Annotated in this window: 10 protein-coding genes; 5 read left to right on the plus strand and 5 right to left on the minus strand. The window is 40.5% G+C overall.

Annotated elements, in window-relative coordinates:
* Positions 1-91: 91 nt before the first annotated feature.
* The gene (sfnG, locus tag ACH63V_RS06450) at positions 92-1,204 is read right to left on the minus strand and encodes a dimethylsulfone monooxygenase SfnG (protein WP_004735535.1); all 1,113 of its coding nucleotides are present in this window, start codon (positions 1,202-1,204) and stop codon (positions 92-94) included.
* Positions 1,205-1,248: 44 nt separating this feature from the next.
* Positions 1,249-1,986: an FMN reductase gene (gene msuE, locus ACH63V_RS06455; protein ID WP_031955587.1), complete on the minus strand. Its 738-nt coding sequence runs from the start codon at positions 1,984-1,986 to the stop codon at positions 1,249-1,251.
* A 375-nt stretch (positions 1,987-2,361) separates the two neighbouring features.
* Here msuE and ACH63V_RS06460 point away from each other — a divergent pair, with 375 nt between their 5' ends.
* Positions 2,362-3,012: a response regulator transcription factor gene (locus ACH63V_RS06460; protein ID WP_031955588.1), complete on the plus strand. Its 651-nt coding sequence runs from the start codon at positions 2,362-2,364 to the stop codon at positions 3,010-3,012.
* Between the two features lie 44 nt (positions 3,013-3,056).
* On the opposite strand, the gene ACH63V_RS06465 is transcribed toward ACH63V_RS06460, so the two are convergent.
* The gene (locus ACH63V_RS06465) at positions 3,057-3,824 is read right to left on the minus strand and encodes a hypothetical protein (protein ID WP_209045261.1); all 768 of its coding nucleotides are present in this window, start codon (positions 3,822-3,824) and stop codon (positions 3,057-3,059) included.
* Between the two features lie 377 nt (positions 3,825-4,201).
* Positions 4,202-7,699: a PAS-domain containing protein gene (locus ACH63V_RS06470; protein ID WP_396463027.1), complete on the minus strand. Its 3,498-nt coding sequence runs from the start codon at positions 7,697-7,699 to the stop codon at positions 4,202-4,204.
* 183 nt (positions 7,700-7,882) lie between these two features.
* Here ACH63V_RS06470 and ACH63V_RS06475 point away from each other — a divergent pair, with 183 nt between their 5' ends.
* The 4 genes from ACH63V_RS06475 (at position 7,883) to ACH63V_RS06490 (ending at position 12,925) form a co-directional block, all read left to right on the plus strand.
* Entirely contained in the window at positions 7,883-8,215 is a 333-nt protein-coding gene (locus tag ACH63V_RS06475; protein WP_000372818.1) for a DUF485 domain-containing protein, read from the plus strand.
* A gap of 1 nt (position 8,216) precedes the next feature.
* Positions 8,217-9,932, plus strand: coding sequence for a cation acetate symporter (locus ACH63V_RS06480; RefSeq protein WP_263614801.1), 1,716 nt, complete (start codon positions 8,217-8,219; stop codon positions 9,930-9,932).
* Positions 9,933-10,100: 168 nt separating this feature from the next.
* Positions 10,101-10,793 carry an ion channel gene (locus tag ACH63V_RS06485; RefSeq protein ID WP_263614800.1) on the plus strand — a complete coding sequence of 231 codons (693 nt, stop codon included), beginning with the start codon at positions 10,101-10,103 and terminating at the stop codon, positions 10,791-10,793.
* Between the two features lie 164 nt (positions 10,794-10,957).
* Complete coding sequence (locus tag ACH63V_RS06490; protein ID WP_396463028.1) at positions 10,958-12,925, plus strand: BCCT family transporter; 1,968 nt, start codon at positions 10,958-10,960, stop codon at positions 12,923-12,925.
* Positions 12,926-12,983: 58 nt separating this feature from the next.
* Here ACH63V_RS06490 and omp33-36 read toward each other — a convergent pair whose 3' ends face one another.
* Positions 12,984-13,886, minus strand: coding sequence for a porin Omp33-36 (gene omp33-36, locus ACH63V_RS06495; RefSeq protein WP_002054064.1), 903 nt, complete (start codon positions 13,884-13,886; stop codon positions 12,984-12,986).
* Positions 13,887-14,105: the final 219 nt, after the last annotated feature.

Genomic DNA, 14,105 nt, shown 5'->3' on the forward strand with positions numbered 1-14,105 from the left:
AAATAAAAGCTCCAAGCCGAGTCTTGGAGCCAATAAAACTTTATTTTAATTTGTTGTTTTTATTATCTTGCGCTGTTTTAACTGGAGTTTTTTAGGCTGATTTCGCTTGGATTTCTACCTCCTTTTCCTGTTGAAGTTCTAACTGACGAACGAGCGGCAGAACTTTTTCTCCGAAATATTCCACCTCTTCAATAAAGTGTAAGAATCCGGAAAGTACCAAATCGACACCTACATTTTTAAGCGCCACAATACGCTCTGCAATTTGCTGAGGTGTACCAATTAAATTGGTTTTAAAGCCATCGTTATATTGCACTAAATCTTCAAAAGTTGATTTTGCCCAGTTACCTTCTTGTTCTGGTGAGGCTGCACCTGCTTCACGTGTTGCATCGCCAAACGCATTTACAGCTTCAGTGTTGGCTTTATCAATAATTTCTTGAAGTACCGCTTTTGCTTCTTCTTCGGTATCTCTAGCAATAATGAACGCATTTACACCAATTTTGACCTGATGGTTATTGGCTTTCGCTTTATTACGAATGTCTTCGACCTGTTTTTGAATTTCTTCGACAGTATTACCGTTGGTAAAATACCAGTCAGACACACGAGAGGCCATATCACGTGCGGCACGTGAACTACCACCTTGAAAGACTTCAATATGTGGTTTTTGCAGAGGTTTCGGTTTAAGCGTGTAGTTTTGGAACTGGTAGTATTTACCATCGAAACTATAGTTGTCGGTGGTCCAGATTCCTTTTAGCGTGCGAATAAATTCTTCGGAGCGGACATAACGTTCATCATGCTCAGGCCACTCTTCACCAATCGCGTCAAACTCGCCTCTGAACCAGCCACTTACCACGTTAATCGCAATACGGCCTTGAGTTAGATAGTCAATTGTAGCCAGCTGTTTAGCTGCAAGTGCCGGTTTCCAAGGGCCGGGCAGAATCGCCGCAATCACTTTAAGTTTTTCAGTTTTTGCAAGTAATGCATGACTGAAACTCACAGATTCATGCTGGTTTTCTGCCCCATAGCCCGCCGTAAAACGAATTTGAGTGAGCGCATATTCAAAACCATTGTTTTCGGCAGCCTGTGCAAGTCGAACATTGTAGTCATAACTCCAATCTGTACGCTGTTCGATGTTACTCACTACAAGGCCACCGCTTACATTTGGTACCCAATAAGCAAATTTAATCGGTTGTTGTAATTGCGTCATGGTGCGCTCTCCCCATTCGTTCTTTTTATTTAGCTACATTGCGCTTAGGCAACATGCGTTAATGATTTACCGGACTTGTGATGCAAACGAGATTCTGCTGCATCAAGGTTTGGTACAGCTGCTGAAGGTAATACTTCTTCTTGCTCAATTTGCTTGTTAATACCTAACTCTTGATTCGCTTGCTGAGTCTTAGATTTGATCACCTCGGCGCGTTTACCTTTTGCTGGCGCCCATTCTAAAATTGGCAATGCACGCGCTACTGCTAGGGTAATACGGTCTGCTAATTGCTCACTTTTCACTGTATATTCAGGGGTAAAGTCACGATCTGTCGCATAAACACCAATCGGTAAAGTTTGTGCTTGGAAGAAACTAAACAATGGACGAAGTTGATGTTCGAGTACCAAGGCATGGCGATCACTACCACCTGATGCTGCTAAAAGTACAGGCACATCAACTAATGCCGTTTGTTCAACAAAGTCGAAAAAGTGTTTGAAAAGACCTGTAAAAGAGGCGCGATAAACAGGAGTACCTACAATTAGGGCATCTGCTGCTTCAACTGCTGCAAGGTCATCTTGTACACGCTGTGGAAGTTGGTTGCGATAAAATGCACCGCCTAATAATGGTCCAATTTCACTTAATTTAATAAAGTGAACTTTAATATCAATTGCTTCAGATAACTCATCAAGAATGGCCTGAACCAGACTTTCGGTCTTAGATGGCGTATTTAATCCACCAGAAACGGCAACAATATTTAAAGGTTTTGATGATGCGATACCAGTCATGATTTGGTTCCTAAGCCTAAAAAACAACATTGGACTTATTAATCAACAATGACGGCAAACTGTAAAATAACGAAATTGGTCAACCTTATCAGTTTTAAATATAAAACCTAAATAGTTGATTTTTATACTTTGCAATTTGTTTAAGTTACTGTTTTTATTTCATATAATTATAGGTGATATATTTTTTATAATAAAAAGTAAGCTTATATAAAAAACAGATTAATTTTGATTAAAAGGTAAAAACATCTAAAAATTGAGGCTAAGTTCAGCATTTATCAACATTTTGCATAAAAATGGATAAGATGAGCATATCTTTCATCTAAATAGTAGGGTTACAATAGGCCATACTTATGCTCAAGATTACTTTAATCGCTTATGAATATTTTAATCGTTGATGATCATCCTTTGTTTCGTCATGCTTTAATTCAAGCAGTACGTTATAGCCTGCCACAGGCACAAATTCATGAAACAGCTTCGGTTGATGAGTTTTATGAGCGTTTGGAAAATGGGGCAGAACCTGATCTGGTATTACTCGATTTAAATTTACCGGGTGCTTCAGGCTTTTCGGCTCTGGTCTATGTAAGAGCACAATATCCAGCTATTCCTATTATTGTGGTTTCTGCACACGAAGAAGCTTCAATTATTCAACGTGCGATTGCACATGGTGCAATGGGTTATATTCCTAAATCGGCTCATCCAAGTCATATTGGTGAAGCGATTCGTCAAGTTCTAGATGGCGAAATCTGGTTACCACCAAACCTACCATCAAATATTAATCTTGACCCGCGAGCGGCAGATGAAACTGCTTTGGCTGAACGTATTCAGTCTTTAACGCCTCAGCAATTCCGTGTTTTGATGATGGTTGCAGAAGGTTTGTTAAATAAACAAATCGCTTATGAGCTTGATGTTTCAGAAGCCACCATTAAAGCGCATGTAACGGCCATTTTTAGAAAATTAGGTGTGCAAAATCGTACTCAGGCTGTATTGGCAATTAGTGCACTCAATATTGAAGATAAGAAAATCTAAAAATAAAAAAAGACCTCAATTGAGGTCTTTTTTATATGTTCCACTTAGGCAAGGCAATCTTGCTTTGGTGTTAGGCTGTCGCAGTACAGTGGGTTAAGCGCACATTGCAAATCATCAATTTGTTCTTGAGTCACATAGCCTTTGCTTTTTAAATATTCAGCCACACGGTCATCACGCAAGCTTAAGAAAGCTGCATCATAAACACCTAAATCAACGAACAGAGCAGCAGTTTCCAGACTATTGAATCGATCAAGGAAAATGTCATTGCCATACATTAAGAAGATATGGTCAAGTTTTGCTTTTTCATCTACATGCAAACGTTCAGCAAGTTGATGCGGAGGTGTCTTAATAAAGAGCAAGTCAGAAAGCTCATCAAACTGAGTCATATCTAACTGGTTTTCGCCAAGTTTGACATGACCTAGCCAAGCTTTGAAAACTAAAACAGCGCCACCACGGAGTAGCATGCTCCAGATTTGATGGCGTGTGTCGTGATCAAGATTTTCACTTTCAGCAGTAAGGACTTTTAAGAAGTTCTCTTCTTGTTGCGCTAACTTGTCGAATAAGCCCAAGCCTTGTGGATGATAAGCCGCAGGTGCAAATACATCAAAATTTAGATCGTGAAATACATTAAGCGCGAGAGGTACAGCACACTGATAAATTGTGTTAAGTGCTTTGATATGTGCTTCGCTTAGTTTGCTATGTGGAAAAATACTCTGCCAATCTAATTCTGGAAGTAAGGCATTGGCACTGTATTGGCGATAAAATTGTTGAGACGAAAGTTGCCCTTGCGGGTTGTTATCAGAAATATTCATGGCAGTGGTCCTTTGCGTTAATTCATGAGCAGGGGGCGATAAGGGAAAATAAATTTTCAGACAAATAAAATGCGTTTTGAATATTTATGTGTCATGCAGAAAGCAAGTAGAATACGACTAAAGTCGTATATGGTGGTTTTTAGTAAATAAATAATTATAAAAACAATAGTTTATTAAATTGTAACTAGGTGTACACGTGTTCACTTACAAAAAAGGTGGGCTTTGCCATAGAAAAAGAGTCTTTGGAAATTTTGGTCAATAATTTATTGGGTAAAAGTAGACTTTTTGAGCAGTTCTGCCTATTGGCTTAAATTTAGCCAAACGTTTTTGCCAAGAATCGCTCCCAAACCTATAAAAGGTTGAGGAGCGAAAAAAGATTAGTCTGCTGTGCTGGCAATTTTAAGCCCAGATAACCAAGCTCTTAATGAGGCAGGTTTAAGGGGTTTTTTAAGTAAAACAATATTCAGCTCTTTGAGTTGCTGCGGTAACTCAGGGTGAGAATCTGCTGTAATTAAAGCAACTGGAACATCTTCTTGACGATTTTGATTAATAAAATCAACGCCCAACTGGTTGTTGTTCAAGTGTTGATCAATGAGCCAAACCTGAATATTCTCTTTTTTAATAATTTCTAAAGCCTGCTCAGGTTCGGTAGCTTTGAACACCTGATAACCCCATCGGCCTAATAAACTACTCATACCCTCTAAAATGGTTTCATCATTGTCTAAGCATAAAATACGGTACGCTTTGGTTTTTAAAGGCACTGCTTGTACAGTCGGAGTTGCAACTTTTGGTGGCTCGACAATAGGCACCTCAATCATAAAGCATGAGCCTTTGCCCAACTCTGAGTAAACATGAACTGGGTAATTGAGCAAACCCGTCATACGTTGGACGATGGCAAGCCCTAACCCTAAACCTTGTTCACCCCAAGGTGATAAATGCCCGCAGCGTTCAAACTCTTGGAATAGCTTAATTCGTTGTTCTTCAGCAATACCTGGTCCGGTATCCCAAACGCCAATTCGAATATGATTCAGCTGTTGTGCAGAACGAAGTACACCTACGACTACTCGACCTTTGGCGGTATAGCGTAAAGCATTGCTGACAAAGTTTTGAATAATACGACGAATCCACTGTGGGTCGGTATCAATCCAGAACGATACATCATGAACTTTTAGTGAAATGTTCCGCTGTGCAGCGATCGATTTAAACTGCAACTCAAGGTCACTGAGTAAATCATGCAAAGGATAAGGCTGTCTTTTCGGTTGGATACTGCCGCCTTCTAAACGAGCGATATCGAGTAGGGCAGACAGCATACTTTCGGCACCATAGAGTGCTCGGTCAAGTTGTTGTAATGTTTGGCGGTCTTCTTCTGTCGAAATACTTTGCTCAAGAACAGTACTAAACAGACGAGCCGCATGCATCGGTTGCAATAAGTCGTGACTTGCCGCGGCAATAAATCGACTCTTTGACATATTGGCCATATCGGCTTGTTCACGTGCAAGCTGTTGTTCTGTTAAGGCATCAGCAAGCTGTTGAGTTCGATCCTTTACACGAGCTTCAAGGACTGCTTCGTTCGCACGGAAAGCGGTAATGTCAGCAAATGTCGTCACAAAGCCACCGCCTGAAATAGGATTACCACGCATTTGAATCACACGACCATCTTTACGAATACGTTCAAATTCGTGGGCGCTTCCGACTTTCATCCAGTGAAGACGTTTGCGTACATGCTCTTCGACTGAACCGGGACCGCATTCGCCACGTTCAGCGTTATAACGAATCAGGTCGGCAATTGGGCAGCCGACATAAACTAAGTCTTTTGGATAGCCAAACAATTTTAAATATTGATTGTTCCATGCGACCAGACACATATTTTTATCAACCACACTTACCCCTTGGGTCATATGGTCAATCATGGTCATGAGCAGGTTCTGATTAAAACGTTGCCACTGCGAGGCTTGGTCTAAAATATTAGCGACTTGACCCAAAGCGAGACCGTTATTAATCATTGCTGTAGTCAGCAATGTACGTGCAGAAGCGGCACCGATAATACCTGCTAGATATTGCTCGGTAAAACGCCACCACATGCCGTTGGCAATACTATTTGGATTAAGGGTGAGGTGGTTTTGCTCACAAAAGTTTTCGAACGCTTGTGTAGTGGGTTGCTCACCCGTAATTCTTTTAGCTAAGGCAAATAAATCACCCACTTTTAAGCGAGCTGCATCATGGGGGAGGTAGGTTAAATCGGTAGATGTATGCGGTGAAGGTAGAGGCTTGGTTTCATAATAAAAAAAGCTTTCTGCCTGAATTTGTTCGGCCACACTTGGACGGTAAAGCTTAGAAATCCAGATATATAAAAGAATATTTAAACCAAGTGACCAAATCACGCCATGAGTTAAAGGTGCAAATGACTCAAAACCAAATAGAGACTCTGGACGTAAGGCGTTGATACCAAAAGGACCGAAAAGCAAAATACTTTGGGCAGTTTCCTGATAGGCTTCAGGCAAGCTACGTAAAATCGTTGGAAATAGTAAAGTATAACTCCACATTAAAAATCCAATGATGAGTCCTGCATAAACACCTTGGCGGCTTCCACCTCGCCAATACAACCCCCCAATAAGTGCAGGTGCAAATTGAGCTACCGCACTAAACGCTAATAATCCAAATACTGAAAGTTGGTTAATATCATTAAAGAAGTGGAAAAATAAAAAGCCAAGTAGCATCACCGCAACAATACTGATACGACGGCTAAATTTAAGAACTTTAGGTAAATGTTTGTCGTGACGTGACAGCAACTTAAAACGCCACAAGGCTGGCATAATTAGGTCGTTACTGAGCATGATAGACAAAGCAACTGATGACACCAGTAACATACCTGTTGATGCAGAGAACCCGCCTAAAAAGGCCAGTAAGGCGAGCCACTCTTGGTTATAACTTAAAGGCAAGGACAGTACAGCCACATCGGGCACAGTCAGGAACTTTGGTGCGGCATGCAAAGCCCAACTCGCAATTGGAATAATGGCAAGAATAGTTAAAATGAGATAAACCGCGAACCATTTACGAGCACCGCGAATATGCTTTTCATCGCGTAGTTCAACCACTGCCACGTGGAACTGACGTGGTAAACAAATAATGGCTAAGCCTGCCAGTAAGGTTTGAATCCAGAAAGTTTCAGGGACACCAAAGAGTTGTACTTCTTGAAAAGTCTGGTTTACATCCGAGGTCATTTGGCTGAGGTTAGCTGGCGATTCAAAAATAAAAAATAAAGCCACACAAAGTAGAGCAAATAACTTCACGAACGACTCAAATGCAACCGCCAGCATGAGTCCGCCGTGTTGTTCCGTATTTGCGATCTGCCTTGTACCAAAAATCATGGCTAAAATCGCAAGCACACTGGTGAGCAATAACACGCTATTGGTAGTGGTATGAATATGCGAGCTTTGCTCCATAATGACAGAGGTACTTAAAGCAATCGCACGGAGCTGTAAGGCGAGATAGGGAATAATCGCAATAACGGCAAGAATAGTCACCAAAGATGCGAGTACACCACTTTTACCATAGCGTGCTGCGACAAAGTCAGCGATTGACGAAATCGCATGATGCTGGCGAACTCGACCTAAACGCCGCCAGATATCATAACCAAACCAGACAAATAACAGTGGACCCAAATAAATAGGTAAAAAGATAACGCCTTCACGTACGGCAGCGCCAGTTGCCCCATAAAATGTCCATGAAGAGCAGTAGACACCTAAAGTTAAACTAAATAAAAACATGCGGCCACGTGTGCCGAGACGACTGGCATGCTTCTCACCAAAAAAAGCACAGACAAATAAAAGCGCAATATAAAGAGTGAGAACCCCAATAATCAGCCAGCTGTTCATATGACCTACATAAGTGAAACCTTATGCCTATCATACCCCAAGCCGAAACAAAGCTATAAATTGATTAAATTTTAACGACCAAAGTCTAAGTTACGACTAAGCTGGAATCTTGCTAACTTTAATTATGAAAAAATACATTAAAAAAAAGTGACCAAGGTTGGGCACTAGGTAAGGAGTTTGGTTATGGATCAGAGCCAAGTAGAACAGATTCTACGCAATCCAAAGTTTCAAAAAATGGTCAAGAAAAAAAGTGCATTAAGCTGGACGCTCACCATCATCATGCTAGTGCTGTATGTGGGCTTTATGCTACTTGTGGGCTACAACAAAGAATTTTTGATGAGTTCCTTTAGTGGTGGTGTAACGACATGGGGTATCCCGCTTGGTTTAGGAATTATTGTTTTATCTTTCCTACTCTGTGGTGTCTATTCCTATATCGCAAATAATACCCTTGACCAGTTGAGTGAAGAAGCGTTGAAGGAAGTTGAAGCCATCACGCACGAGAAAGGATTACACTAATATGAAATGGAACTCATTAAAAGCGAAAGCCCTATTGGGTGCAGCATCGCTATATTCAACAGTTGCTATGGCAAGCCCAGATTTAGGTGAAGCAGAGCAACAAGCAACCAACTGGCATGCCATTATCATGTTTGTCATCTTTGTTGGTTTCACACTGTTCATTACTAAATGGGCTGCAAAGCAAACCCAATCTGCACAAGATTTCTATACTGCGGGTGGTGGAATCAGTGGTTTCCAAAATGGTTTGGCAATTGCAGGTGACTATATGTCAGCGGCGTCATTCCTTGGTATTTCCGCAATGGTATTTAGCTCAGGTTTTGATGGCTTGCTCTATTCACTCGGATTCATGGTAGGTTGGCCAATCGTTTTATTCTTGGTAGCAGAGCGTTTACGTAACCTCGGTAAATATAACCTTTCCGATGTCGTGTCATTCCGCCTTGAAGAAAAACCAGTTCGTACTCTAGCTGCTTTTAGCTCGCTTGTTGTTGTCGCGTTTTACTTGATTGCGCAAATGGTGGGTGCAGGTCAGCTCATCAAATTGCTATTTGGTTTGAACTACAACATCGCTGTAGTCATCGTTGGTCTATTAATGATGGCATACGTAATTTTTGGTGGCATGTTGGCAACCACATGGGTACAAATCATTAAAGCGGTCATGTTACTGAGCGGTGCGACCTTCATGGCATTTATGGTGATGAAAGCGGTTGGTTTTAGCTTCAGCAACATGTTTACCCAATCTATTGAAGTGTTTAGTAAAGTTCATAACGTAAGCTTTGAAGATGCTTCAAAAATTATGGGGCCAGGTAAACTTGCTGCAAATCCAATTGATGCTTTATCTCTTGGTTTAGCGCTTATGTTTGGTACCGCAGGTCTTCCACATATTCTTATGCGTTTCTTCACTGTAAAAGATGCAAAAGAAGCACGTAAGTCGGTTGTGGTAGCAACAGGTTTCATTGGTTACTTCTACCTTTTAACTTTCATTATTGGTTTTGGTGCGATCTTGTTCGTATCAAACAACCCGCAATTCCTTGATGTTGCAAAAATGGCAGTGTCAGGCAAGCTTGAGCTGGTTGGTGGTAACAACATGGCGGCTGTGCATCTAAGTGACGCTTTAGGCGGTGACTTGTTCATGGGCTTCATTTCAGCAGTAGCGTTCGCAACGATTCTTGCTGTTGTTGCTGGTTTAACACTTTCAGGTGCGTCTGCAATTTCGCACGACTTATACGCTAACGTATTTAAGAAAGGTCAAACGACTCCAGCTTCTGAACTTCGTATGTCAAAAATCGCAACACTTGGTTTAGCAATCTTTGCCATGATTTTGGGTATTTTGTTTGAAAAACAAAACGTAGCATTCATGGTAGGTTTGGCATTCTCTGTAGCATGTTGTGCAAACTTCCCGGTACTTGTTCTTTCAATGTTCTGGAAAGGTTTAACTACTCGTGGAGCAGTTATCGGTGGTGTGGTTGGCTTGGTAACAGCGGTTGTACTGATCATCTTGTCTAAAGCAGTGTGGGTTGATACTTTAAAAATCTCTGATACACCGATCAATCCATTTAACGGTCCTGCATTATTTGCGATGCCATTGTCTTTCCTTTGCTGCTGGTTCTTCTCAGTGACTGACAACTCAGCACGTGCGAAAAAAGAACGTGCTTCTTTCGATGCACAATATGTACGTTCAATGACAGGTATTGGTGCTTCTGGCGCATCAGACCACTAATCAAAATATATTGAACATCTCAAAAAAAGCCCTACGGGGCTTTTTTTGTTTCTCTTGTATGGCTTACTCAAAAGAAGCTCCTTAATAAAGAACAACTTGTTTATCCTATTTTTTGTACAGTATGATTTTCTATAATTAAAAACATAAAGAAAAATGGAAAATAATTAAATGCGATCTATCATCGAGTTTTGGGCAGGCTTTCGATTGTTGCCTTCGGCATGGTTGCTGTTTGTGCAGTTCATTTTACTTATTCTGTCCATGCTGACTTTTGATAATGAGGCGTATAGAACCTTCACTTGGGCATTAGGAGTTCTCGCTTTACTCATTATTGCTAAGGTTATTCGTCAGACCCCTATGTTCACTTTTCTGGGCCTCACATTTGTAAGTGGAGCAATTGTATCTTCCGTTTTTATTTTATTAGGCTACAGCAATTTAACGATCCAGATTTTTGCCCATAGTTGTGAAGCGTTAGCTTACTTTTCGGCAGCTTATGGTTTATTTCGTTATATGTTTGCCGACCGATATCTAACACGGGATGAATTGTTTGCAGCAGCCGCTGTTTTTACCCTAATCGCTTGGGGCTTTGCATTTTTATACAACATTTGTCAGCTACTCATTCCTAATAGCTTCCAAAATCCAAACCATGTCCATCACATACAAACTTGGCTAGATTTACTGTTTTTAAGCTTTAGTTTGCAGTCAGCAACAGGGCTGTCTGACCTCATGCCTCTTAGCCCACCAGCACGTGTTTTAGCAATGCTACAAATGTTTTGTGGCGTTATGTACTTGGCATTAATTGTTACGCGTTTGATCGCTTTACAGTACATCTCACACGCACCTAAAAAGAATTCTGATAAATAAAGAAGGAGGTGTTGAGTTTATTTACACCTTTGTAACTGCAATATTATTTAAGTTTACTTAAAGTATTATCGGCTTTCTCTATTGAAAGATATAACTTTGTTCATTCCTGAATGTCTTTATTGGCTTTAAGCCTGTCATTTTCATTAAAATAATATGGAGGATTTATGCCTTCCAAACAAACGAGTTGGTTCGCAAATGTTAATCCCAATGTCTTTTTGGGTACGGTCATTATTATTGCTTTATTCCTAGCAGTTGTTGTGATCGCTCCGAGTTCTTTTGAACTTCTCACGCAGCAGTTAAAACAGTGGATCACTGATTCATTTAGCTGGTTTTATGTTTTATCGGTTGCTTTCTTTCTTATCCTACTGATTTATATTGCCTGTTCTTCGATAGGTCGGATTAAATTAGGCCCTGACCATAGCCAGCCCGAATACAGTAACGGTTCATGGTTTGCCATGCTGTTTACTGCTGGTATGGGTATTGGCTTAATGTTCTTTGGCGTTGCTGAACCTGTCATGCACTATGTCAACCCACCAAGTGGTGAGCCACAGACAATTGAGGCAGCACAACAAGCTCTACGTGTGACCTTTTTCCACTGGGGCTTACATGCATGGGCAATTTATGCTGTGGTTGGTTTAGCATTAGCTTATTTTGCTTATCGTCATAATTTGCCTCTAAAGACCCGTTCAGCTCTTTATCCACTCATTGGTAAAAAGATTTATGGGCCATGGGGTGATAGCATCGATATATTTGCGACCATTGGTACGGTATTTGGTGTAGCGACTTCTCTCGGATTTGGTGTCACCCAGATTAACTCTGGTTTACATTATTTATTTGGTGTCGAGCAAAGTACCAATATCCAAGTTTTGCTCATTATTTTTGTGAGCATTTTAGCTTCATTATCTGTGTTCTTAGGCCTAGATAAAGGGGTCAAACGCTTATCAGAACTAAATCTAGTTTTAGCTTTAATATTATTAGTATTTGTCTTCATTGCTGGCCCTAGTATTTATTTACTTCAAACCACTATTCAAAACACTGGGCAATATATATCTAACCTTTTTACCATGACATTCAATTTATATGCTTATCAGCCAAATGGATGGATTGGGGGATGGACTATTTTATATTGGGCTTGGTGGATTTCATGGTCACCATTTGTGGGCATGTTTATCGCGAGGGTTTCACGTGGTCGTACCATTCGAGAGTTTATTGTAGGCGTTCTTCTTATTCCAACAGGCTTTACCATTATCTGGATGGGCTTTTTAGGAAATGCTGCGTTATTTAGCATTATTCATGAACATCAAACCACTCTCATTCAGGCTGTTCAGCAAGACTCATCAGTTGCACTGTTTGAATTCTTAGGGCACCTGCCATGGTCAGGTGTTATGAACATTCTGGCTACTATTTTAGTGGTTTTATTCTTTGTGACTTCAGCGGACTCAGGGGCACTCGTTACAGACTACTTAACTGCAAAAACTGAAAATTCACCCACTTGGCAGCGCCTGTTTTGGACAGTACTGATGGCAGTGTTGGCTATTATCTTACTCTTGGTGGGTGGACTTGCCGCACTTCAGTCTTCCATTATTATGAGTGCGTTGCCATTTACAGTAGTCATGCTCTTAATGAGTTGGGGACTTATAAAAGCTTTACATCTCGATGTCACAAAAATGCAAGCAATTCAGGAAGCTCGCATTACTCCACGTGCTATTCATAACCCTAGAAGTTGGCAACAACGTCTTGGTTTAATCATGCACTATCCTCATAGCGAAGAAGAGGTTAAGCAATATATTGAAAAGCAGGTTTCACGCGCTTTTGAAAATATTCAGCATGAGTTTAAACGCCGTCATCTTGAGGTTTCGATTAGTGAAGTTGAGGACGGTATGCAACTTCGAGTCGATCATCACCATGAAATTAATTTTATTTATAAAGTTGTTTCACGTGAAACAGTGCCACCAAGTTTTTTAATTGGGCGTACTGAAGCTGAAGATGGTCAGTATTTCCAAGCTGAGGTGTTTTTGAGAGAGGGTGGACAAAACTACGATGTAATGGACTGGACGCAGGAAGATCTAATTCAGGACATTATTGATCAGTACGAACGTCACTTACATTTCTTAAATATCGTACGTAGTTAAAAGCCATAAAAAAAGGACTCAATAGAGTCCTTTTTTTTAATTCAATTTCTAAATTAAATTAGAAACGGAATTTAGCATTTAAGCCGATAGTTTGTGTGTCGTAGCTAGACTTTTTAACGTCAGCTTTCATGTAAGACGCACCAACTGCAAGAGCAGGAGTGATGAAGTAGTTTACGTTACCACCCCAAGCTTGGCGGAATTCACCAAGGTCATTACCTTTGATGTTAGCTACGCCGTCGTTACCGATGAATGCAGCACCAACGCTTAACTTAGGAGTTAAGTAAAGGTCAGTTTTTAAACCGTATTGGTTTTCTTGACCGAAAGCACCAGCAGCTTCAAAACCGATTGCCATGTTAGTTCCGTCGATTGGACCTACATATTTAGCACGTGCTGTAACAGCATCTTGATCGTTTTGGATAGCAGCAGTTTGGTTAACAGCAGAGTAGATACCGTTGCCCATGATACCGAAGTTATCTAAAGCAAATTGGTTAGCTACGCTTGTGTAACCAACAGCCATCAAGAAGTTAGGTAACAACATTGCACCAACTTCTAAAGCATAACGGTCGCCTTGGTCATCACGAGAAATCGCGTTTTTACCGTCAACGTCAGTGTGGTTATAAGTAGCGCTAGCGTATACAGGAAGGTAAGGAGTTGGAACGTATGCCTCACCTTTAACGCCGTATGTACCTACACGGTAGTTTAAACCGTTGTTTTGGTCATATTGTTGATAGCTATAACCTAAAGACACGCTAGAAGCTTGGTTTAAGAAAGCTGCTTCAGCTAAAGGACCCTTAGCTGTATCAACATTTTTCAAATAGAATGTACCAGCAACGTCACCAGTGTAGTTTTTATCGTTTGCAGTTGTGTCAACATATTCAGATTGACCTTGAACTTCAAATTGATAAGCATGAGCACCGGTCATGGCTAATAATACAGCAGTGGCTAAACCAAGTTTTTTCATAATCATTTCCAGCATTAACAAGAGATAAAGCTGGGGTCATTGTATTGTAACAATTTATGAAGTCAATAATAGATGAAACGTAATGTTAAGGAAATTTGACACTTATGTTAAAAATGGTTAAAAAACCACCAATTAAAGTATTTTATGTCAACCTGCTAAAAAAATGAACATTAACAAGCAGCTAAACCTTAAGTTTCCTAAGGATTTGACAATAAATAG

The organism is Acinetobacter sp. ABJ-A23_2, from assembly GCF_044538765.1.
GTDB lineage: Bacteria > Pseudomonadota > Gammaproteobacteria > Pseudomonadales > Moraxellaceae > Acinetobacter > Acinetobacter nosocomialis_A.